Genomic DNA, 25,032 nt, shown 5'->3' on the forward strand with positions numbered 1-25,032 from the left:
TAGCGGCTGCAAAAATAAACGTTTATAATCTTAAATTTTAATGAATTAGGTTTGAAATATTGAAAATTTAATTCCTATATTTGCATCCCTTTTAGAATTTATAGAAACATTAAAAATAATAGCAATAATGACAAAGGCTGATATAGTAGCAAAAATTTCTGAGAAGTTAGGAATTGAAAAAGGAGATGTTCAAGCAACTGTTGAAACATTTATGGAAGAAGTGAAAACTTCTTTAGAAGGTGGAGACAATGTATATTTAAGAGGTTTTGGTAGCTTTATTATAAAGACTAGAGCAGAAAAAACTGGTAGAAATATTTCAAAAAACACTACCATTAAAATACCTGCACACAATATCCCTGCATTTAAGCCTGCAAAAGTATTTGTAGAAGGCGTTAAAACAAATGTAGACGTAAAATAAAAACACAAGTACTGGAATCGATTCAGTATTTTAAACGGAATTATTAATTTTAAAACACTCTATTTATGCCAAGTGGTAAAAAACGTAAGAGACATAAGGTTGCAACGCACAAACGTAAAAAACGTAGACGCGCTAACCGTCACAAGAAGAAAAAATAAATCAAAAAAGTAGTTAGATTAGCTACTTTTTTTGTTTTTTAAAAAGTAACAAAGTTCTTTGAAATGAGTTCATTCAATTAAAAATAATGAACTCCACAGATTTATTAAAAAATCCTGTGAGTTTGGTAAAGTAATTTATCAAACCAAAATATTGTATAATCCATCTGTCTCGATTTTTCGAGGTGGATAAAAATTAACAAAATGGATAAAGAATTGATTATTCGATCTAGTTCCGAGCATGTTGATTTTGCCTTATTAAAAGATGGAAAACTTATTGAATTACAGAAAGATGAAGATGGTAACGATTTTTCGGTTGGCGATGTGTTTATTGCCAAAATAAGAAAAACTGTTCCAGGTCTAAATGCCTCATTTGTTAATGTAGGTTACGAGAAAGATGCATTTTTGCATTATCACGATTTAGGACCAAAACTACCTTCACTTTTAAAATTCACAAAACGTGTAAGCACAGGTAAACTTAAAGAGTTTTCTTTAAAAAATTTCCCATTTGAAAAAGACATCGATAAAGACGGTAAAATCGTTGATGCCTTAAAATCAAACCAATCGCTATTAGTACAAATAGTAAAAGAACCAATATCTACAAAAGGCCCTAGAATAAGCTCCGAGCTGTCTATTGCTGGTAGGTACATCGTTTTAGTCCCTTTCTCAAACCGTATCTCTATTTCTCAAAAAATAGAAGACCGCGAAGAAAAAGACAGATTAAAACGACTGGTAAAAAGCATAACCCCTCCGGGTTTTGGTATTATTGTTCGTACAGTAGCACAAGGCAAAAAAGTAGCCGAACTGGATAAGGATTTACAAACATTGCTAGGCCGTTGGGCCGCAATGTGTAAAAAATTACCGAAAGCACATCATCCCAGTAAAGTATTGGGCGAAATGAATAAAGCCTCATCAATTTTACGAGACATATTCAACGACACCTTTACAGGAATTACCGTGGACGATGAAACGCTTTTCGATCAAATTAAAGAATATTTGCAAGAAATTGCACCTAAAAAAGAATCTATCGTTAAATTGCACCAGTCCAAAACCCCGATTTTCGAAAAATTCGGTATCGAACGACAAATTAAAACATCGTTTGGTAAAATTGTATCTATGGCAAAAGGCGCCTATTTGGTAATAGAACATACCGAAGCCCTACACGTTATAGATGTAAACAGTGGAAACCGATCCAACAAAGCCAACAGTCAAGAAGACACAGCGCTAGAGGTTAACTTAATCGCAGCTACCGAAATGGCTCGCCAATTGCGTTTACGTGATATGGGAGGCATAATTGTAGTCGATTTTATAGATATGACCAATGCTGAAAACAGGCAAAAACTCTTCAATCACCTTCGTGACGAAATGAAGGACGACAGAGCAAAACACAAAATATTACCGCCGAGTAAATTTGGCCTAATACAAATAACGAGACAACGCGTTCGACCAGAAATGAACATTAAAACACGTGAGGAAAATCCCGATGTAATAATTAATGGTTCAGAGGTAGAAGCACCAATAGGTATCGTAGAAAAAATTACTTACGACCTAGAAAAATTATTAAAAAAAGACTATAAAAAGTTGACTTTAAACACACATCCTTTTATAGCGGCCTTTATTACCAAGGGCTTTCCATCTATGCGTTCAAAATGGTTTTTTGAACACAAGAAATGGGTTAAAATTTTACCAAGAGATGCTTACACGTATCTAGAATATCATTTTTTCGATAAAGATGGTAATCAAATTAAATAATATAAAAAACCCTTACTAATATTTAGTAAGGGTTTTTTTATGAGAAAAATTTTGGGCGTTACCCGAAAAGGGTCAGGCTTTTCACAGTCGCTTTTTTGTGTTGCATAGGTGCAACAACACAAAAAGAGCTCCAACAATGCTCCAATCCCTAACGCATTTTATCGATTAACTTGGTTATGTTTTGCTTGTTTTTAGCGATTTTATACAATCATATTTAATAAAACAGCGAATAATTAGTAATTTTACGCGCTTAAAAATATAATTCTTTTATAATACAGCCTCACATGATACGTTCCGTTTTTAACCATGAACTAAATATTTTAGAAACTCAATTTAAAGATGAAGTAGGCATGCAAGATATTGTAGACTATCTTTTGTCTTTTAAAGAGAAAACGAGTTACCCAAGACAATTACGAACCATGGTAGATGCTAGAGATGCGACCTTGACATTCTCCTACAAAGCCTTAAAATCGTTTAATAAGGCTAAAGTGGAATCTCTAAAAAGCTATACTATTGTGGTAAGTGCAGTAGTGATAAATAGCCCAACAACTGCGGCCATAAGTACTTTATATGGTGCAATAGCTCGAAATAAGAAATATAAATATAAAGTGTTTTCAACTCACGAAGCAGCAGTAGGTTGGCTTGAAGGCTTTGAGTTTATAGAAGAGTAGGTGCTTAGTTTGTTAAAAATAAACACCTACAAAAGCTAAGTAATATTTATAATATCTTGGGAATAGAAGTTTAAAATTAGTTACCTATAAAACCAATAACTTCATAAGCTCGAGCGCCATTAATTTGAATTTTTTCATAAAGCACATTATTAAACTCATAATATCTAGCACCATCTATAGTTACTTTTTCAATATCTTGTGGTAATTCGTAAACTATGGTTCCAATTTCTGGATTAATTACTTGATAATAATCATTTACTTTTACAAAGTAAATACCGTTTTGTATAAAGTAACTTCTATTGTTGTAATTTAATCTTTTGTATCCAACAGGAAGAGTTCTAATTTGGAATCCTACAGTTGGTACGGTTGGTATATATCGTCCTGCATTCAATCTAAAGAACTTGTTATTATCGTAATATATAGAAACGCCATTATGTTTTATTGCCACGGAAGATTTTGGAATACTTCTAACCGATACAACTTTTCTGGTGGGTGTTTTGTAGACTACTTTGTTACGGGAAATAGGCGTATTTCTAGAGGTCGTTTTAGTGACCGTTTTGGTGACAGTAGTTCGTTTTGATTTTTTGTTATTACTATTTTGAGCAAAACTAGTTGTTGTAAATCCTGCTACTAATAAAAGGGCTATTGTTGTTTTAAATATGGTCTTCATGTTTTTTAATTTTATTGTTATTAATACTACTAGGACCGTATTAATGTAGAAGTGTTTAATCTCGAAATTAGATTTAACATTTGTTTATGAATTAAAAGGAATGATAAATACTAAAAATAATTTGAATTTATAAACTAAGTAAAAGCGCGATAAAAAAGCATCAAAACAATTTATAATTGATGCTTAGGTAATTACATTGATTTCTTATCCCAAATATTTGTAAGAGTATTAAGAGGTCGATATACTTTCGAAGATTGTTCTTGATTGACTTCCATAAATACCATCGACCGTAATATTATTATCGGTTTGGAATTTTTTAAGTGCCTTTTCTGTGTTTGAACCAAAAACACCGTCGGCATTTCCGGTAAGATAATCTAGTTTAATTAATAGCTTTTGTAACATTTTTACGTTTTCATTACTATCACCTTTACGTAAGTACCCAGTTGGTATAATTAAAGGAGCTTCAACATTATCGGTTAAACTTCTAAATTCTAAAATACGATCTAAAGTAAAGGTTTGTATGTTAACTTCATCATTTTGGTTTCCGCCAACACAATAAATAGATTTCCCACTTTTTGTATACCCCATAAAAAAGGCAACATGCCCAAATGGACTTTTTTTATTTGTTCTCCAAAACACGACAACGTCGCCAGGTTGAGGCCAGTCGGTTTTATGACCTATCTTTAACCAACTACGAGCCATAGCACTGTTGGATCGGTCTAAATTAGCTTGTAAGGCTACCCAGTTTGCAAAAATACTACACCAAGCTACCTCGTCGTTACCAAAGTTTAGACCAGTCATTTCTTGGTATTCTAAAATACGTTCGTTGTGTTGGGCTCCGTGAATTTCTTTTTGGCCCAATTCTCCTAAAGCTATTTTTAATGTGTCTCCTAGCATAATGTAAGATTTAAATACGTTAATGCTATGTAATTAGTTGATATAGAGAACTTAAATATAGTAAATAAATTTAAAATCTTGATTTGCTTTTATTTATTTAAAGTCTTTTTCTATGGCGCTGGATTTGGAATGGCAGCATGTACTGCATTTATTTGTTCCAAAATATCTTCGCTTAAAGTAATATTAATACTATTTATATTCTCTTTTAGTTGTTCTAAGTTAGAGGCTCCAATAATGTTACTCGTAAGAAACGGACGTTGATTTACAAAGGCTAGAGACATTTGTGCAAGCGACATATTATTGTCTTCTGCAATTTTTAAGTAGCACTTTGTAGCTTTGGTAGATTGTTCGCTGCTGTATCTTGCAAATCTTGGATATAAATTAAGTCTTGAGTTTTCGATATCTATCTTTTTTACGTATTTACCAGAAAGTACTCCAAAGGCCATAGGGGAATAGGCTAAGAGACCTAAATTTTCTCGAATTGAAACTTCGGCCATATCACCTTCGAAAATACGATTTAATAAAGAATAAGCGTTCTGGATGGTCGCCATTCGTGGTAAATTATTAATGTTCGATTCTTCGAGATAACGCATAGCACCCCAAGCTTTTTCGTTCGACATGCCAATGTGACGAATTTTGCCCGATTTGATAAGTACATCTAATGAATTTAAAATTTCATTGAAGTTATCTTGCCAAGCATCATTTGGATTGTGATTGTAGTCGCGTACTCCAAAAAAATTGGTTTGTCTTTCGGGCCAATGCAGTTGAAATAAATCAATATAATCGGTTTGAAGTCTTTTTAACTCACTGTTAACAGCGTCTTGAATTGCTTCTGGACTAAAACCCGTTTTACGAATATGTGCTGTGTAATCGCCTGTTCCTGCAATTTTAGAAGCTAAAACAATTTTATCTCTATTCCCTGTTTTGTTTAACCATGTGCCAATAATTTCACTTGTTTTACCTTGTGTTTCGGCTGTTGCTGGTGTTGGGTATAGCTCTGCAGTGTCAATAAAATTTACGCCTTGTTCTAGTGCGTAATCTAGTTGAGCATGTCCTTCTGTTTCGCTGTTTTGGTTTCCCCAAGTCATGGAGCCTAAACATATTTTACTAATTTTTATATCTGTATTTGGGAGTGTTGTGTATTTCATGTTATTTTTTTGAGGGTATTTTTAAATTGGAGATCAAATATAAAAAACGTGTAAATACATTGAAAGTTTTAACGTTTTTTATGCGTTAGGGATTGAACGGTTTGTTTGAGCTCCCCGACCTTTTGGGAGGGAGCGAGTAGAGAAAGCCCGACCCTTGTGGTAACGCCCAAATTTTAAGATTTTTTAGGGCGTTGAGAGTCTTTCATTTTGTCTAAATTTTCTTTAGTTAGCATATAATCTTTAGGGTCTTTATCTTTCCATCGATAGTATGAAAATATTGGAAAAACAACTAAAAACAGCCCAGTGACACCGAAACCGATGAGTTTTTCTGAATAATTGACTTCTAAAAAGAATCCCAAAAGGATGCTTGTAAATGCTGCAATAGCTAATATTACGATAAAGTATTTCATTTTTATATTTAAATATGATTAAAGCGCTATTTGGTAAATTTTATAAGTTGTTGTCTGTATGCGGTTAATAGTTTCGATTTTGAAATATAACCGTAGTATTTGCCGTTTTTAATTACTGGTAAATTCCATGCGCCACTGGTTTTAAATTTTTCCATTATGGTGTTCATGCTATCGGCGTCGTAATCTATAATACCGGCGTCGGCATGCATGAGGCTTTGCGCGGTTACGGTTTGGTATAAATCGACGTTAAACATAATATGTCGAACATCGTCTAGGCGAATAACTCCAAGGAATTCATGTTGATCATTAACCACCGGGAAATGATTTCTAGAAGACTTTGCTACCGCATTGTTAAGGATATCTCCGAGTTTCATTTCTGGGTTTAGGATGATGAAATTGGTTTCTATAACCTTATCGATGTCTAAAACCATGAGTACGTTTTGGTCTTTATCGTGGGTCATGAGTTCACCACGTTCGGCCAATTTTAATGTGTAAATAGAATGCGAAATATAGTATTTTGTAATGGCAAATGATATGGCTGAAACTATCATTAATGGTACAAATAGTTCGTAACCGCTAGTTATTTCGGCAATTAAGAAAATAGCTGTGAGTGGTGCGTGAAGTACACCGGCCATTAAGCCCGTCATTCCTATTAATGTGAAATTGGATTCGGAAACATGAAATCCTAATCCGATATTATTGATAATTTTAGCGAAGGCATTACCTAATGCACTGCCCATAACAAGTGTTGGGATAAATATGCCGCCTACACCACCAGCTCCAAAAGTTGTAGTCATGGCGATGGCTTTAAAAATAGCAATGCCAAGTAAAAGAGCAATAACAATCCAAATGTTAGATAAATCTAAATTGAATGGTGTTTTGCCAATGGCTGCTAAGTGGTCACCTTTTAATAAGTTATTCATGATACCATATCCTTCACCGTATAATGGCGGAATAAAATAGAGTATGGTGCCGATGGCTAAACCACCAATTGCCAAACGGACTGCACGACTTTCAAATTGTTTAAAAAAGTTGGTGATTGCGAAAAATACTTTGGAAAAATAGACCGATGCTACGGCGGTTACTAATCCTAAAAGAAGGTAGAAACCAATGTCGTTTACTTCAAACTTATCTGTTAGTTCAAAACGTAATAAAAGATCAGTTCCTAAAAACATATAAGAGGTTACTACTGCTGAAACAGAGGCTAATAGTAATGGGACTAATGATGTGAAGGCAATATCTAAACTGAAAATTTCTACGGCAAAAACAATGGCTGCAATTGGAGCTTTAAACATGGATGCCATGGCTCCAGTTGCGGCACAACCTATTAAGAGTAGGCGTGTTTTTGTGCTCATGTTGAATAGGCGTGCGGCATTAGAACCCAATGCAGCACCAACGCTCACCGCTGGGCCTTGTAAACCAACAGAACCACCAAAACCGGCTGTTAATGGTGCTGTTATTAACGATGCGTAGATATTATATCTTGGAATGATGCCGTTTAATTTTGAAATAGCATGTAATGTTGATGAAATACCGTGACCAATATGTTTTTTTAACCACGTTTGTTTTATGATGTAAACTAATAACAAACCAATTATTGGGAAAATAAAATAAAGAGCATGATGATGATCTCTAAACGTTTCAAATTCAAAAAGTAAACGAATGTAATGCGTTAGGTTTTTGAGAACAACGGTGCCCATTCCTGCTAAAAAGCCTACTAAAATACTAAGTAGATATACAAACTGAAGTTCGGAAATATGTTTGTATTTCCAAATTAAGAATCTTCTTAATAGTTTTTTAGTGTTTGAAGGCATGGTTTAAAATTACTAAAACGTCTTTGTCGCTTATTTATAGCGTCTTACACTTTTATGTTTTTATCACTAATACACGAATTTCAATAATTTTTTTGGCATTACATGATATAATTGCACAAATCTTTTAGTGTTTGAAGATAATTTTAGTTTTAAGATTCCCTTTGCAAGTTAATTAATTGGCGTCTATACGATGTTAATAATTTAGATTTTGTAATGAAACCATAGTATTTTCCTTCTTTTTTTACGGGTAAATTCCAGGCGCTACTATCTTGAAATTTTTTCATAATATCGGTCATTTTATCTTTGTCTAGATTAATAACTTCAGGAGGTTTTTGCATTAAATCTGACGCTGTTATTTCTTTATATAAAGAGCGATCGAACATGATTGAGCGCAAATCATCTAATAATATAATACCTTCTAACCTTTGACTTTCTTTATTAATTACAGGATAAATGTTTCGTTTAGATTTTATAACGGCTTTTTGAATAATTTCTTCTAAAGTCATTTTTGGATATAAAATAGTAAAGTTGGTTTCAATAACTCTATCAATATCCATTAACGTTAAAACGGCATGATCTTTATCGTGGGTTATTAATTCGCCTTTTCGTCCTAATTCCATGTTATAAACAGAATGAGGTTTAAAGTATTTTGTAATACTAAATGAAATAGTTGAAGTAAGCATAAGCGGAACAAAAAGCTCGTAGCCACCAGTAAGTTCGGCAATTAGGAAAATAGCTGTTAATGGCGCATGTAGTACACCTGCTAAAAGCCCTGCCATACCAACTAATGTAAAATTACTTTCGGAAAGTTGTGTATTTAATAAGCCACTATAATTTATAATTTTAGACATGCAAAACCCCATGATACTACCCATAAATAGGGTTGGGGCAAAAATACCACCAACACCACCAGCTCCAAAAGTAAGCGAGCTAGCAATAATTTTAAAGAGCATGAGCGCTAGAAGAAGCAAAACTACATTCCAAATATTTGATAAGTCTAAGTTGAATATGTTGTTTTCTAAAGCTTTTTCGGGATTCCCGGCAATTAGATTATTAATAACGTCGAAACCTTCACCGTATAAGGGCGGAATTAAATATACCAATAAACCAATACCTACACCACCAACTAATAGTTTTTTAATAGGAGAATCTAGAGTGTGGAAAAACTTATGAATACGATCGTAAACTTCGGTAAAATATATAGATATAAATGCTGCAATAATTCCTAAAAGAATATAGAAAGGTGCATCTGCAAGATAGAATTTATCTTCAATTCTAAAAGGGAGTAATACGTCGTCTCCAAAGAAAAACTGGGATGTTAAAATAGCCGAAAGCGAAGCGAGTAATAATGGAAGCATAGAAGCTATGGTTAAATCTAAACTAAAGACTTCAATAGCAAAAATAATAGCGGCTATGGGTGCTTTAAAAATAGAACTCATGGCTCCAGCAGCAGCACAACCAACAAGTAAAGTTCTCGTGGTTTGGTTCATGTGAAACATTCTAGCTATGTTTGAACCTAATGCGGCACCTGTAGCAACGGTTGGTCCCTCTAATCCAACCGAACCACCAAAACCAACGGTTAAAGGTGCTGTTAAAATAGAACCAAACATTTGAAAGGGTTTCATAATCGCTTTACGTTTAGAAATGGCGTAAAGTGTAGATGGTATACCGTGACTCACCTTATGCCTTATAATATATTTTATACTTAAATATACTAGGCTTAAACCCAAAATTGGAAACAAAAAATAAAAGGCATGATGGTATTCTTTTACTAGTTTAGTTTCTAATAAATGTTGGATAAAGTGAGTTAAATTCTTTAGAACTACTGCACCCATCCCAGCGATGAAACCAATAATAATACTTAATAGCATTACAAATTGCTTTTTGGAAATATGTTTGGCTCTCCAAATAAGTATTTGTTTTAAAATGGTTTGTTTAGGCATGGCTATGGAACTAAAAAATCCTGCTTATGCAGGATTTTAAAATTATGATTTTAAGTTAAGTTTTAAGCTTAACTCGGTTAATTGTTTATCGTCAATAGGAGCAGGAGCATCAATCATAACATCGCGTCCTGAATTGTTTTTTGGAAATGCAATAAAATCTCGAATAGTTTCTTGGCCTCCTAATATGGCAACCAATCTGTCTAATCCAAAAGCTAAACCGCCGTGAGGTGGCGCTCCGTATTGAAAGGCATCCATTAAAAAGCCAAATTGTGCTTTTGCTTCTTCTTCAGAAAAACCTAAATGTTTAAACATAATGGCTTGGGTTTCTTTATCGTGAATACGAATAGAACCGCCTCCAATTTCGTTTCCGTTTAAAACTAAATCGTATGCATTGGCTTTTACTTCACCTGGGTTAGAATCTAATAATTCTATTTGCCCTGGTTTTGGTGATGTAAAAGGATGATGCATGGCGTGGTAATGTCCGGTTTCTTCATCTAATTCTAAAAGAGGGAAGTCGATAACCCAAAGTGGAGCAAATACCTTCGGATCACGCAATCCTAAACGCTCTGCTAATTCCATACGCAAAGCACTTAATTGTGCGCGTACTTTGTTTTTATCTCCAGAAAGCACACAAACTAAGTCGCCTGGTTTGGCACCCGTAACTTCTGCCCATTTTGCTAAATCGTCTTGATCGTAAAATTTATCTACTGAAGATTTGAAGCTTCCATCGTCATTACAACGTGAGTAAATCATGCCTAAAGCACCAACTTGAGGACGCTTAATCCAATCTATTAATTTATCAATTTCTTTTCTTGTGTAGCTATTTCCACCTGGCACTGCAATACCCACAACCAATTCTGCATTATTAAAAACACCAAATTCTTTATGTTGTGTTACCGCGTTTAATTCACCAAATTCCATTCCAAAACGGATGTCTGGTTTATCGTTTCCGTATAAACGCATGGCATCATCGTAAAGCATTCTTGGGAATTTTTCAACATCTACACCGTTCACTTCTTTTAATAAATGACGGGTTAAACCTTCAAAAACATTTAAAATATCTTCTTGGTCAACAAAGGCCATTTCACAATCTATTTGTGTGAATTCTGGCTGACGGTCGGCACGTAAATCTTCATCTCTAAAGCATTTTACAATTTGAAAATACTTATCCATACCACCAACCATAAGCAATTGCTTAAAGGTTTGAGGCGATTGTGGAAGGGCGTAAAATTCACCGGCATTCATACGAGAAGGTACTACAAAATCTCTCGCGCCTTCTGGAGTTGACTTTATTAAATAAGGCGTTTCAACTTCGATAAAACCTTCTTTAGAAAGATAACTTCTAACTTCTTGAGAAACTTTCGATCTAAAAATTAAACTATTTTTTACCGGATTACGACGAATATCTAAATAGCGATATTTCATTCTAATATCCTCACCACCATCAGTTTTATCTTCAATAGTAAATGGAGGTAATATTGATTCGTTTAGAATTTTTAGTTCGGAAACTAATATTTCTATATCTCCTGTTGGTATTTTTGAGTTTTTTGAAGCGCGTTCAATAACCGTTCCTTTAACTTGGATTACAAACTCGCGGCCTAAGTTTTGAGCTTGTTCTATTAAGTCTTTACTGGTGCGTTCTTCATCAAAAACCAATTGAGTAATACCGTAACGATCGCGTAAATCGACCCAAACAATAAAACCTTTATCTCTAGATTTTTGAACCCAACCAGATAGGGTTACTTCTGTATTAATATGTGTGGCTGTTAATTCGCCGCAATTATGACTTCTGTACATGTGTTGTAAAATTGAGGTGCAAATTTAATGAAATAGGGCGGAGTATAAATTTTTATAATTGTTTTTTTGATTAAATGAAGAGATAAAATTGAATCGCTATAATCTCTATGAAGTTTGTTTGGAAATGATAAATTGATAAGTTTTTTATCTAAACCTTGGGAATATCATGGTTTTTTGTAATTAACATTGCTAAAAAAACATATACGTGAGTAATATTTTACTAAATTTATGTTAACAAAATGATAATATGCATATATTAGTGGCAACTAACTTTAAATTAATTAACATTATGAGTAAAATTTTAAACACAAAATGGTTGATGTTGCTATTGTTTTTAGGAGCCCCTTTTTCTATACTTGCACAGCAAGTATCAGGTGTTGTTAGGGATGACTCTGGCACATTGCCGGGCGTATCCGTTGTTGTGCAGGGGACTGCTACAGGAACCACAACAGATTTTGATGGAAAGTATGCTATTAATGCTGGTAAAGGTGCTGTTTTAGTATTTTCTTATGTGGGATATGAAACTCAAGAAAATGCCGTTACCGGAAATAAAATGAATGTAACCATGCAATCGGGAGTTGCCTTAGATGCTGTGGTTTTAACAGGAAACAGGGCGAAGCCAAGAACAATATTAGATTCTCCTGTGCCTATAGATAATATTGGGTTAGAGGAAATGCGAAAAACAGGACAACCTACAATAGATAAAATGTTGACTTACAAAGTGCCATCATTTAACTCTACAACTCAAACCATATCTGATGCAACAGCTCATTTTGATCCAGCAGATTTACGTGGTTTAGGACCAAGTAGAACGTTGGTTTTGGTAAATGGAAAGCGTAAAAACCAAAGTGCCTTAGTTTATATAAACGATACGCCGGGAAAAGGTGAGGTAGGTGTAGATTTAAAAAGTATTCCTGCCGCAGCTATTGAACGTATTGAGGTTTTACGTGATGGTGCTTCTGCTCAGTACGGATCGGATGCGATAGCAGGTGTGATTAACATGGTGCTAAAAAAGAATGTAGAATACACTACGGTAAATGTAAAATCGGGTGTAACTACGGAAGGTGATGGTTTTAATTATGGAATTGATTTAAATACAGGGTTGTCTGGTGAAAACGGTGGTTATTTAAATGTGACTGCTGGGTATTATGAACAAAAAAAAACAAATAGACCAGGAAGTCCTGGCACAGATGTTTTAATAGGTGTGGGGGCCGATGATCCAACATGGGGATCGTGGTTAGCTGATAATCCAGATTTAGGTATGAATGTTGGGCAACCAGAACAAAAAACACTTGATTTGTTTTTTAATGCGGGAATTCCTTTTAAAAATGATTCGGGTGAGTTTTATACGTTTGGTGGAGTAACCTCTAGACAAGGAAAAAGTTTTGCGTTATACAGAGCACCTTACTGGGTTGGGGATCCATATAATTTATTGCATGAATCTGGTTCGGACTATAATGGTTTTCAACCAACTTTTGAAACAGATATTTTGGATAATAACTTAACAGCCGGAGTAAAATGGAAACTATTTAATTTTGATGTTGATTTTAGTGGAACTTACGGGAGAAACAGAATTGATTACGATGTGAACAACACGTTAAATCCAGATTTAGTAGCAAACAGTCCAACTGAGTTTGGTGTTGGAGGATATACGTTTAGTAACTCGTTGGCTAATCTAGATTTTTCAAGAAGTTTAGGGCAACTTAATATTGCTTTTGGAGCAGAAATTAAACAAGAAAATTTTTCTGCAAGAGCAGGAGACCCAGCGTCTTATTATAACCCTACAGGAAATGGTAATGCACAATCTTTTCCTGGTTTACAACCTTCTAATGCTGTGCGCGCCGATAGACATAATTATGGTGTTTATGGAGATTTAGAATGGGAACCAACCGATGCTTTATTGATTGGTGGCGCTATTCGTTACGAAGATTTTAGTGATTTTGGAGATAATGTTTCATGGAAGGTTAGTGGGCGTTATTCTTTAGGAGATAAAGGGGCGTTAAGAGCTTCTTATAGTACAGGGTTTAGAGCACCATCGTTACATCAAATATATTTAAGCAATGTGCAAACTTTGGTTTCTGGAGGTAGTATTTCAAACCAAGGAACATTTAATAATGTAGATCCTATTATTAGAGAAGATTTAGGTGTGCCTCAGCTTACTGCGGAAACATCTAAAAATATTTCAGCCGGTATTACTTATAAAATTAAGCCTAATTTATCGGTTTCGGCAGATTTCTATAATGTAAAAGTAGACGATCGTGTTTTGTTTACAGGAGAAATTGGTTTCGACGGGGATGCCTCATCAATAAACCCTGTGGAAACTGTATTAATTGCTAATTCTATTACTAGTTTAAAGTTTTTCGTGAATGCAGTAAATACAAATACCTCAGGTGTTGATTTAGTTGTTAACTATACTAATATCGAATTAGGTAAAGGTATTTTGAATGCAGCTTTAGCTGCTAATTTTAACGAAACTACAATTGAAGGAGAGATTGATACACCTCCTATATTTGCTGCAAACGGTTATGATATTTTTAATAGAAAGGAGCAATCTAGAATTACTTCATCTAGACCTAAGTCTAAAGTGTTATTAGGTTTGGATTATAATATAAGTAAATGGAATTTTATATTGAACAATACTTATTTTGGAGAGGTTAGCTGGCAACATTCTAACAATGGTTTAAATGGAGCAGATTTTGGAGATGGACCATTGCCTTTAGATGATGCTGCTTACGATCAAACTTTTGCTGGTAAAGTAATTACAGATTTAATTATTGGTTATGAGTTTAGCGAAAAGGTTTCGGCTAATATTTCGGTAAATAACTTACTTAATGTTTATCCAGATGAAATAGATACAAAAGGTGATTTTGTTACGGATCTTGGTGGGCGTTTTAAATATCCTTGGGAAGTAAATCAATTTGGATTTAATGGAACGGTTTTAAATGCGAGTATAGCGTTTAAGTTTTAGAGCAAATATAATCTGCTTGTAATTAGTTTTGTAGGCAAAGTATTTAACTGAATTTTTTTATATAGAAAGCCCCATAATTTGGAATTTATTCTAAATTATGGGGCTTTCTATATATTATAGTAGATTTTTTTTAAAAGTTTAAATAATTCTTTAGAATAAAAATAAACGTCTATTTAACGCTTTTTTTGTTTAATTTATAGTTTTTTTATTTCGTTATGTCATTGTAGTTCATTTAGTTATGAATATTGATGAATTCTCAGTAAATTTAATAAAGTGTTAAAAATATTATTGCAATTACGGGTCTTTTGTTATTAAAATAGAATTTATCGGTGTTATATTATTTCGCTAAGTAGCTAGTTTGTAAGATAATATGTATATATTAGCTAGAACTAATTCAAAATAAATTATAACTATGATTAAAATTCTACATTTAAAATGTCTGATGTTTCTATTTTTTATAGGTTTATCAGGAGAGGCAATAGCCCAAGAAGTTTCAGGAACTGTAACGGATGATTCTGGTGCCTTACCAGGAGTTTCTGTAATTGTAAAAGGTACCTCAACAGGTACAACCACAGATTTTGACGGAAAGTACACTATAAGTGCGAGTAAAGGCGCTATTTTGGTGTTTTCATACGTTGGTTATGAAACACAAGATAAAAAAGTTCATGGACATGTCGTGAACGCAACCATGCAATCTGGTGTAGCATTAAATGAGGTTGTTTTAATTGGTTCTAGAAATAAGTCTAGAACTTCAATCGATACCCCAGTACCGGTGGATGTTATTGATATGTCTGAGATTGCTACATCTGGACCTCAAACAACAATAACTGAAATTTTAAATTATGTTGCTCCGTCGTTTACATCAACAACTCAAACTGTTTCAGATGGAACAGATCATGTGGATCCCGCGTCATTAAGAGGTTTAGGGCCAGATCAAGTTTTAGTTCTAATTAATGGAAAAAGAAGACACAAATCTTCATTAGTAAATGTAAATGGTACTGTTGGAACGGGTACTGTTGGAACAGATATGAACTCAATTCCTACTGCTTCAATAGAAAGAATAGAAGTTTTAAGAGATGGCGCAGCAGCTCAATATGGATCTGATGCCATTGCTGGTGTTATTAACCTTGTTCTTAAAAAAGCAACGAATGAATTAACCTTAAATGTTAACTCGGGTGCAAATATGAGTAAGCATTCTAATCAGTATAATGATGGAGGTACAGATGGAGAAAAATTCCAGTTAGATGCTAACTATGGTTTAGACTTAGGAGATAATGGAGGTTATATTAATTTTACGGGGTCTTTAAGTACAAGAGGAGCAACCAATAGAAGTGATTCAATGGGACAGCCTATTTATACTATGTTTGATATTGCAACAAGAACATTAGGGTATGATGCGGCTTATGCTATGGATCCTAGTGATTTAGCTAATTACGTGGCTGGATTAGATCCAACATTACAAGCTGTTTATGATAGCGGTGTTATTGCGGGCGATTCTTTTTTAGATATTATTAGTTCGGATTCTGCAACTTTTATTGGTGATACATCAAATGCAGCTCCAATTTCAGATTACGAATTAGCGCAACGTGGTTTAACACGTGATGATTTTAGAATGAAAGTTGGACAATCTAAATTAAGAAGTGGACAATTTATGATGAATATGGAGATTCCTTTAGATGATAATGGCTCTGCTATTTATTCTTTTGGAGGCATGAGCTTTAGAGATGGTTCGGCGGCAGGTTTTTATAGAAGACCAGCTTATACAGATGGTAGAGCTAATACTGAAGCTTTTCCGAATGGGTTTTTACCGCATATAGCTTCCCGTGTTATAGATAAATCTATAGCTGCTGGTATTAAAGGTAAAATAGGTGATTGGGATATAGATTTCTCTAACACTTATGGTGTGAATAGTTTCGATTTCACCATTAAAAACACGGTTAATGCAACTTTAGGAGCTTCTTCTCCAACAGAATTTGAAGCTGGTGGCTTTTCATTTGCGCAAAACACTACAAATTTTGATTTGTCAAATTTTTATGAAGATACTTTTGAAGGTTTAAATGTAGCTTTTGGTGCTGAATATAGGCTTGAAAATTATCAATTAGTTGCTGGTGAAGAGGCTTCGTATTCAAAATATGATACAAATGGAGAAATTGTTACAAACTACACAGACCCGAGTAATATTGTAACCAGTTATTTTGGTGAAGGTGTTCCTGGTGGAGCTCAGGTTTTTCCTGGATATAGACCAGAAAATGAAGTAGATCAAAATAGAAATAGTTTTGCTGCTTATGTTGATTTAGAAGCAGATTTTACAGAAGCTTTTTTATTGAGTGCAGCATTGCGTTACGAGAATTTTAATGATTTTGGAAAAACCTTTAACTGGAAGTTGTCTTCTAGATATAAATTATCTGAGAATACGGCAATTCGTGCAGCAATAAGTACTGGATTTAGAGCTCCAGATTTACATCAAATTTATTTTAATGCTACAGCAACACAATTTGTTGGAGGTATTCCAATTGAGCAAGGGACTTTTGCAAACAATAGTAGATTGGCTGATTTGTTGTTAATACCTGAGTTGGAAGAGGAAACTTCATTTAATGCAAGTTTAGGGTTTACTGCAAAAATACCGAGTGCTGGTTTAAAAATTACTATCGACGGTTATATTGTAAATGTTGATGATAGAGTAGGTATAACAAGAAGTTATACACCATCCACAACGGAGCAACAAGCAATTTTTGATGCTGCGGCTGCTGGTGCTGCTAAATTTTTCACCAATGGTTATGATACGGAGTCTAGAGGGCTAGATATTGTAATAGATCATAAAACTAGTATTGGTACAAATGGGACTTTAAATAATATATTATCTGGAACATTTTCTAAAACTGAAGTGAAGAATGTTAAATCTATTCTTGGAACAGAAATTTTAGATGAAACCCTTAAAGGGTATATTGAAGATGCTATGCCTAGAGCTAAAGTGAATTTGACAAATAATTATTCGAATGGTGATTGGAATTTTATGTTGCGTAATGTGTATTTTGGTTCTGTAAACGATCCGGATTTTAGAGGATCCGCTACTCCAGTTACATATGGCGAAAAAATTATTACCGATTTATCTTTAACATATAATTTCTCGGATAATTTAAAACTTACAGCAGGTGCAAATAACCTGTTGGACGTTTATCCAGACGAAGTTCCTTTTGAAGGTTCTCAATACGGAGATCAATTTATTTTCTCTCGTAGAACTTCTCAATTTGGTTTTAATGGACGTTATGTTTTTGGTAGATTAACGTTTACTTTAAAATAATAAAAAGTATTTATTAATATTATTAAAAGCCTCGTAAATCTATAGATTTACGAGGCTTTTTTGTTGAGGTATAGTTTTAAAGCAAGGGGTTTAATATGAATAATAGCTTATTGTAAAATTAAGAAATAGTATTTCGTTTGGTTATAGTTATTAGCTTTTTCAAGCTGTGCTAAAGCTCGTTTTTGTCTAAAGTAAATATCGTATTCATTTACACTTCAACTAAAACAATATTAATTAAAAACCCAGACGTTTCAATTAAGAAAGTCTGGGTTTTCGCTATTAATCGAGTTAGTCACACAATTAAATTAATCTATATCTGTGCCAATTTTATCGACATTTTTATATTTAGCAGCTCTGTTTTTAAATAGCCACATTTTAAATTGTGTTACTAAATAAAACAGAATTGGTACAATAATTAGAGTTAAAAAGGTGGCTACAAAAAGCCCATATATAACCGTCCATGCTAATGGTCCCCAGAATATAACATTATCTCCACCTACATAAATGTTAGCATCAAAATCGCTAAGAAATGTAAAGAAGTTAATATTTAAACCTGTTGCTAATGGAATTAAACCTAGTATTGTTGTTATTGCGGTTAATAAAACTGGACGTAAACGTGCTTTTCCACCTTTAACTATGGCTTCTAGAAGCTCACTATTTTCAATGTATTGATCTTCTTCTAAATCGTGTTCAATCTTTTTTCTATCAATTAAAAGCTGTGTGTAATCTAAAAGTACCACACCGTTATTTACTACAATTCCTGCTAGAGATATAATTCCCATCATGGTCATCATAATAACAAAAGAACTTCCAGTAATTACAATACCACCAAATACCCCTATTAAGCTAAGGAAGATTGCTAACATGATAATAGCTGGTTTTGAAACCGAGTTAAATTGAAATATTAGAATGAAGAAAATTAAACCTAAACCGGTGAAAAATGCACCAAGTAAAAAAGCCATTTGTTTGTTTTGTTCTTCAATTTGTCCCGTATAATCAATTTTAACTTGGTCTGGCTTTGCGGTGAATCCTCTCATTTCATTTCTAATTTTTGAAACAATGGCACCTGCATCTGTAAATCCTGGAGCTAAGGCTGAATAAAGAGTTACTACACGTTTTACATCTCGATGTTTAATGGCACTAAAGCCTGAGTTGTTTTTTTGTTTAGCAACCGTAGAAACAGGAATTTCTTTTATTTGACCAGAAGCCATATCTCTAAACGTTATTTTTTGATTAAAAATTGCGCTTGTGTTATATCTGTTTTCTTCATTAAAGCGCACATAGATATCATAATCATCTCCATCTTTTTTATAAATGCCCGCTTTTGCACCAAAAATAGAGTTACGAAGTTGTTGGCCAACTTGGCTTGCAGTTACGCCTAATTCTCCTGATTTTTTTCTATCAACAACCACTTGCATGGATGGCTTAGACTTGTTAACATCAATTTTTAACTCATCAATACCTTGAATGTTTTTTGAATTAATAAAATCGCGCATTTTTTCGGCGGTGTTTATCAATTCTGTATAATCTTCACCTTCTAATTCTATATTTATTGGGTATCCTGCAGGAGGTCCAACGGCATCTTTTTCAACGGAGATAGCAACACCTGGGTAAATATCTTTCAAGTCTGCTTGTACCTTTTTCAGTAACTCGTTACTATCTTGGCCGCGTCTAAACTTAAACTCACGCATCGATGCTGTAATTTTAGCACGATGTGGCATCTCGGCTGCAGAACCACCATCGGTTTGTGGGTTTCCGGCGCCTTCACCAACTTGAGATACAGCACTTTCGGTTAAGAAATTGTAGTCTCCATCTTTGTAAATAGGATCGTTAATGATTTTGTAAACACGTTGTTCTATATCTTTCGTGATGGTATTTGTTTTTTTAATATCGGTACCTTCAGGATATTCTATGTAAACAATAATTTGGTTAGGCGTATTGGCTGGAAAAAACTCTACTTTGGTACGCTGATTACTAACTGACGACCCAAAGCCCATAAACGCAATAAATAGTAAAATGACGGTGGCAATAGTTATAAAAATTGGTTTTTTACCACTTAAGGCGAAGCGTAATGATTTTTCATATGTGCGTTCCCAAATAGGTAAAAGATTATTTTGAAAACTATTGGTCCATTTTCTTAAAAACAGTCTGAATATCCAAAGTAAAATTACTGTGATAATCATAAGTGTTCCTAAACCTTTATAGCTTCCACCAAAGATGAAAATCAAAACACCTAATACACTTAGGATTATCGTTATTCTAAAAATTTGTTTTAATGGCATGTCTACATCTTCAATAGTCATAAATTGAGAGACAATTACCGAGTTAAAAAATATGGCAACAAATAAAGATGATCCTAAAACAACGGATAACGTTATTGGAAAGTATATCATGAATTGACCCATAACACCTGGCCATAAACCTAAAGGAATAAATGCTGCAACCGTTGTAGCTGTTGATATGATAATAGGAAAAGCAATTTCTCCAATACCTTTTTTAGCCGCTTCTATACGGGTCATGCCTTCATCACTCATTAGTCGGTGTACGTTTTCTACAACAACAATACCGTTATCTACCAGCATACCTAAGCCCATAATTAACCCGAAAAGGATCATGGTGTTCATGGTGTAGCCTAAAAGTTCTAATATCATTAAAGACATAAACATAGACATTGGGATTGCAAAGCCCACGAATAGCGCACTTTTAAAGCCCATAAAGAACATTAAAACGGTAACAACTAATATGATACCAAATATAATATTGTTCACTAAATCGTCTACTTGACCAATGGTTTTAGAAGATTGATCGTTTGCAATACTTACTGTTAGATCTGGAGGAAAAACGTTTGCTATAGCATCATCAACAATAATTTGAATTTGTTCTGCCGCAGCCACCATATTTTTACCAGCACGTTTTTTCACATCTAGCATAACTACGGGATGCCCAAATTCTCTGGCGTATGTTGTTCTATCTTCATCTTTAAAGGTTACCGAGGCAACATCTTTTAAGTAAATGGGATTGTAACCTTCAGATTTTACAACAAAACTCTCAAGCTCTTTCGGATCTTCAATTTCACCGAGTATACGTATGGTACGTCGTTGTCCGCTAGTAATTAAATTACCTGCAGACATGGTTAAGTTTTCGCTGTTTATGGTGTTAATAATATCTGAAAAACTCACTTGTGCAGCCATCATTTTATAGATATCTACCGCAACTTCAACTTCTTTGTCTTGAGCACCACGAATATCTACTTTTTTAATTTCTTGAAGACTTTCAATTTCATCTTGAAGATATTCTCCAAACTCTTTAAGTTTATCTGTTGGGTAATCTCCAGAGATATTAATGTTTACAATTGGTGTTTCTTCAGATATGCTTAAATCGAAAACATCTGGTTCAACTTTGGCTCCATTAAATGAAGGCCAGTCTTCACTAGCTGTTTTAGAATCTATTTCGTCTTTAATCTTAGATTTTGCAGCCTCAACGGATATGCTTTCATCAAATTCAACAATAACAATGGAGTAATCTTCCTGTGAGGTTGAGGTGATTTCAACAATATTACTTATTGTTTTAATTTGGTCTTCAATAGGGTCTGTAATAAGTTTTTCAATATCTTCGGCGGTATTCCCTGGGTAAATCGAACTTATATAAATTTTAGTTTCTTTTATCTCAGGAAAATTCTCTCTCGGCATGCTAAAATATGCTCCAGTACCTAAAAACAGTATGGTTGCAATTAAAACATACATGGTTGTTTTGTTGTTAATAGCCCAAGTGGATAACCAAAACTCTTTATCTACGCTTTTCTTTTTATCAGTCATTTTTTGGTCTTTAAAATTATTTAGCGTCTTTGTTAACAAGAATTCTTACATCTTGTCCTTCTTTAACGCTACGCGCACCTTCAACAATAATTTCTTCATTGTGTTCAATACCCGATAAAATTTCAATAAAATCGCCTTGAGTTTTTCCTGTTTCTACAATAACACGTTTTGCTTTGGCTAAATTGTCTTTTTTGTCTGTAATGGTATAAATGTACTGTTGACCTTCTGCATTTTCCGATATAATACTTTGCGGAATTAAAAACGCTTTATTGTTGGTGTAATCGTTAATTTTAAGCTTCGCCGTAAGGTTTGGTTTTATTTGTCTCTCTTTATTTGAAATTGCAATTTCCACTCTAAATGTTCTGTTTGCTGGATTAATAAAGTTTCCTGCTTGGCGTATTTTTGCGTCTATTTCTTTTCCTAAAACAGGAAAGTTTACTTTAACCTCTTTTCCTTTTGTTACTTCAGAAATGTAGCGCTCAGGAACTTCAGTTTCAATATACATGTTATCTAGGTTTACAATTCTAAATAATTGTGATTGTCCAGGAGCTACAACACTACCTTGGTCTGTTATTACATCGTCTATAGTACCAGAAAACGGAGCGCGAACAATTGTTTTACCTACTTGTTGCTGCAATTGGTTAACAGCTTCTTGTTGTGCTTCAAAATTAGATTTAGCTTGTAAATATTGAATTTCACTACCTATTTTTTGACTCCATAAACGGTCTTGACGTTCAAAAGTTGTTTTAGCTAAATTAGTTTGTATTTTTATTTGTGCTAATTGTTGTGTTAAGCCACCATCGTCAATTTTCGCTAACATTTGGCCTTTACTTACGTGTTGACCTTCTTTTACATAAACCCGTGATAAGATGCCTGAATACTCAGGAAAAACAATTAAATTTTGCTTTGTATCTACACTACCTTGTAACTCTAGGTAGTGAGTAAAAACAATTTCTTTAGCTGTAAAGGTTGTAATTAAAGGTATTTTAGTTTGTGGATCTAATGTTTTTATTTTTGCATCTAGTTGTTTTAATTGATCTGCAATTTCTTGAGAAGAAACATCTAATTCAGCCTTCTTTTCTCTTATTAATTCCAAATTATTAGTCTCAATAATAGCTTCAACAGATTTGTTTTTTTTGCCACCACATGATGAAAGCACTAGGGTTGTGAGTAATAGTGAATATATATATTTCATTGTATTGTTGAGTTTATTAAATTATATAGTGATTAGTATATTTTTTTGATTGCGTTTTAATCTTCTTGATTTGTAATGGTTTCCAGTGCTACTTTGTTGTTTATTACATTTAGCATGGCTTGTAAAAACTCTTGTTGTGCTGTGTAAAGTTGTGTTTGTGCTTGTCTTAAATCGAAACTAGAAGCAATACCTTCAAAAAATTTAGTTTGATTTTTTTTCTCTATACGTTCCGCAAGGTTTAAGTTTTCTTTTTTATTAGAGTATTCTTCAATAGCAAATTGATAATCACTTTTTGCCGATGCAATTTCTAGTTTTAAACGTTGTTCGGTTTCTGTTAAATCGTCTTTTGCTTTTTCAAAATTGATACGGGCGCGTTGGGTTTTAGCTTTGGTACCTCCCGAACTAAAGATTGGAACGCTTAAGTTAACACCAAACAGACCATACCCATAATATTTTGTTTTATTTTGGAATAAATCGAAATCGTCACTGTAAGCAATATAACCTCCAGATAAAAAGGTGCTAAGTGTTGGTAAGTTTTTAGCTTTTTCTAGTTTTAATAATAGCTCTTTAGATGTTTTATCATTTTCTGCTATTTTGTAATCTATGGTGTTTTCTACAGAGAAAGGATTGTTTATAAAGCTTAAATCCATGTTTTTAGCCGCAAGTGTTTCTAAGTTATCAGTAAGTACGGTTTTGCTTTCAATGTCTATACCTAGATTGATGTTTAGCATTTGGTAAGCTACTTTTTTTAGTCTAATGCTGTTGTTTAAGTTGCTGTTAATACTTGATAACGTAATTTTTAGCTGCTCTACGCTTTCTTCTTCTTCTAAACCGTTTTCATAAATTTGAGTAATTTCATCTAGATTTTTTTGAAGAGTTATTTTATTACGTTCTAAGATGGCAACACTTTCTTCTGTTAATAACACATTTCCGTATGCATTAACAACGGCTTTTCTTACCTCTAAATCGGTTTTGATTTTGGCGTGTTTTGAGATTTCTAAATAAACCTTAGCAGATTGTAGTCCAACAATATAAGAACCATCAAACAATAATTGAGATAAAGTGGCTGAAGCATCTAATGAATGTTTTAAGCCAAAAGCAAAAGCTTCATTTGTACCATCTCCATCAAAATCTGCTAGAGAAACTTGCTGTTTTAGCCAGTTTTGATAATCTACAGTAGCATTAAGTTGAGGCAACCCTGTTGCTGTGGTTTCCCATTTTTGCTTTTTTGCAGCTTCAATGTCTCTGCCTGCATTTTTGGCTGTTCTATTATTTTCTAACGCAAAATTAATAGCATCCTCTAAAGAAAAGCTTTGATTATTTTCTTGCGAAATAGCTGTTATAGAAACTAATAAACTAAAAAATATAATTAGTTTGTTTTTCATTTTATGATTGAGTTTTTGTTATAAATTTATTTAAAGTTTCAAATCCTTTTTCGGTAACAATGGCTCTTAAGTGGTATTCTAAGTAACTTTCCATTAAGTAATCCATAGAGAATAATTCCGTTGGAAAAATGGTGCCATCTTTAATGCCTGTCATTCCATTAAAATACATTCTAGAAATAAAACCGATATCTATATTGGCACGAAACAATTCTGTGTCTATTCCTTTTTGAAGGCTATCACTAACGGAATCGTGCATTTTTTCAAATTGTTTTAAATGTAGAGACGCATATATTTGAGGATAATATTTTTTAAGCTGAAATTGAGGCGATGATTTTTCACTCTCCAGATGGTTCATTACAAACATTTTTATATCGTACAATTCCTCAATTGGGTTTATCGAATTACTGCAAATGTTGTCTATTCCATTACAAATAAGATCGAAAACAGAAAACGAAACCGCTTCTACTAATTTAGTTTTATTGGCGAAATGTACATAAATGGTTTTCTTCGATATGCCCATTTCGTGAGCAATATCGTCCATTGTAACACTTTTAAACCCTAGGTTTAAAAATAGATCGGTGGCTTTTTTTACTATTTTTTCTCTCATAATTCGGGGCAAATGTACAACGGGAAACTTTAAAAACAAAAATAGTTTCCTGAGTTTTAATGGTTTTTTAATATTAAATTTACTTT

16 protein-coding genes are annotated in these 25,032 nt (G+C 33.6%); 5 read left to right on the forward strand and 11 right to left on the reverse strand.

All coding sequences use genetic code 11. The annotated features are described in order from the left end of the window. Nucleotides 1-127 precede the first annotated feature (127 nt). The 3 genes from M4I23_RS03695 to M4I23_RS03705 all read left to right on the forward strand — a co-directional run bounded on the left by M4I23_RS03695 (nucleotide 128) and on the right by M4I23_RS03705 (nucleotide 2,996). Nucleotides 128-418: an HU family DNA-binding protein gene (locus tag M4I23_RS03695; protein ID WP_042496479.1), complete on the forward strand. Its 291-nt coding sequence runs from the start codon at nucleotides 128-130 to the stop codon at nucleotides 416-418. Between the two features lie 359 nt (nucleotides 419-777). Next, nucleotides 778-2,325 (forward strand): ribonuclease E/G, encoded by a 1,548-nt coding sequence (locus M4I23_RS03700; protein ID WP_158846967.1) that lies wholly within the window; start codon nucleotides 778-780, stop codon nucleotides 2,323-2,325. A gap of 284 nt (nucleotides 2,326-2,609) precedes the next feature. After that, nucleotides 2,610-2,996, forward strand: coding sequence for a hypothetical protein (locus M4I23_RS03705; protein ID WP_249753477.1), 387 nt, complete (start codon nucleotides 2,610-2,612; stop codon nucleotides 2,994-2,996). Between the two features lie 76 nt (nucleotides 2,997-3,072). On the opposite strand, the gene M4I23_RS03710 is transcribed toward M4I23_RS03705, so the two are convergent. From M4I23_RS03710 to aspS, 7 genes are all read right to left on the reverse strand, one after another. After that, nucleotides 3,073-3,666: a DUF6515 family protein gene (locus M4I23_RS03710; protein ID WP_158846971.1), complete on the reverse strand. Its 594-nt coding sequence runs from the start codon at nucleotides 3,664-3,666 to the stop codon at nucleotides 3,073-3,075. Between the two features lie 228 nt (nucleotides 3,667-3,894). Continuing rightward, the gene (locus tag M4I23_RS03715; protein ID WP_158846973.1) at nucleotides 3,895-4,563 is read right to left on the reverse strand and encodes a TIGR02594 family protein; all 669 of its coding nucleotides are present in this window, start codon (nucleotides 4,561-4,563) and stop codon (nucleotides 3,895-3,897) included. Between the two features lie 110 nt (nucleotides 4,564-4,673). Beyond that, nucleotides 4,674-5,711 (reverse strand): aldo/keto reductase, encoded by a 1,038-nt coding sequence (locus M4I23_RS03720; protein ID WP_249753478.1) that lies wholly within the window; start codon nucleotides 5,709-5,711, stop codon nucleotides 4,674-4,676. Nucleotides 5,712-5,884: 173 nt separating this feature from the next. Beyond that, nucleotides 5,885-6,121, reverse strand: a complete 237-nt coding sequence (locus tag M4I23_RS03725) for a hypothetical protein (protein WP_158846977.1) — start codon at nucleotides 6,119-6,121, stop codon at nucleotides 5,885-5,887. 26 nt (nucleotides 6,122-6,147) lie between these two features. Continuing rightward, nucleotides 6,148-7,935: a chloride channel protein gene (locus M4I23_RS03730; RefSeq protein ID WP_249753479.1), complete on the reverse strand. Its 1,788-nt coding sequence runs from the start codon at nucleotides 7,933-7,935 to the stop codon at nucleotides 6,148-6,150. A 149-nt stretch (nucleotides 7,936-8,084) separates the two neighbouring features. Next, on the reverse strand, nucleotides 8,085-9,878 hold the full coding sequence (locus tag M4I23_RS03735; protein ID WP_158846989.1) for a chloride channel protein: 1,794 nt from the start codon (nucleotides 9,876-9,878) through the stop codon (nucleotides 8,085-8,087). A 42-nt stretch (nucleotides 9,879-9,920) separates the two neighbouring features. Further along, nucleotides 9,921-11,675 (reverse strand): aspartate--tRNA ligase, encoded by a 1,755-nt coding sequence (gene aspS / locus M4I23_RS03740; protein WP_249753480.1) that lies wholly within the window; start codon nucleotides 11,673-11,675, stop codon nucleotides 9,921-9,923. A 289-nt stretch (nucleotides 11,676-11,964) separates the two neighbouring features. Here aspS and M4I23_RS03745 point away from each other — a divergent pair, with 289 nt between their 5' ends. Both M4I23_RS03745 and M4I23_RS03750 read left to right on the forward strand, forming a co-directional pair. Continuing rightward, complete coding sequence (locus tag M4I23_RS03745; RefSeq protein ID WP_249753481.1) at nucleotides 11,965-14,643, forward strand: TonB-dependent receptor; 2,679 nt, start codon at nucleotides 11,965-11,967, stop codon at nucleotides 14,641-14,643. 412 nt (nucleotides 14,644-15,055) lie between these two features. Continuing rightward, nucleotides 15,056-17,944, forward strand: coding sequence for a TonB-dependent receptor (locus M4I23_RS03750; RefSeq protein ID WP_249753482.1), 2,889 nt, complete (start codon nucleotides 15,056-15,058; stop codon nucleotides 17,942-17,944). Between the two features lie 305 nt (nucleotides 17,945-18,249). Here M4I23_RS03750 and M4I23_RS03755 read toward each other — a convergent pair whose 3' ends face one another. From M4I23_RS03755 to M4I23_RS03770, 4 genes are read right to left on the reverse strand one after another with little or no spacing between them, the layout of a single operon-like run. Next, a complete protein-coding gene (locus tag M4I23_RS03755) occupies nucleotides 18,250-21,759 on the reverse strand; it encodes an efflux RND transporter permease subunit (RefSeq protein ID WP_249753483.1) in 3,510 nt (1,169 codons plus the stop codon). Between the two features lie 16 nt (nucleotides 21,760-21,775). After that, nucleotides 21,776-22,954, reverse strand: a complete 1,179-nt coding sequence (locus tag M4I23_RS03760) for an efflux RND transporter periplasmic adaptor subunit (protein WP_158846999.1) — start codon at nucleotides 22,952-22,954, stop codon at nucleotides 21,776-21,778. Nucleotides 22,955-23,010: 56 nt separating this feature from the next. Then, nucleotides 23,011-24,339: a TolC family protein gene (locus M4I23_RS03765; RefSeq protein WP_249753484.1), complete on the reverse strand. Its 1,329-nt coding sequence runs from the start codon at nucleotides 24,337-24,339 to the stop codon at nucleotides 23,011-23,013. A gap of 1 nt (nucleotide 24,340) precedes the next feature. Beyond that, entirely contained in the window at nucleotides 24,341-24,946 is a 606-nt protein-coding gene (locus M4I23_RS03770; protein ID WP_158847003.1) for a TetR/AcrR family transcriptional regulator, read from the reverse strand. Nucleotides 24,947-25,032 lie beyond the last annotated feature (86 nt).

Source organism: Algibacter sp. L4_22, assembly GCF_023473045.1.
Lineage (GTDB): Bacteria > Bacteroidota > Bacteroidia > Flavobacteriales > Flavobacteriaceae > Algibacter.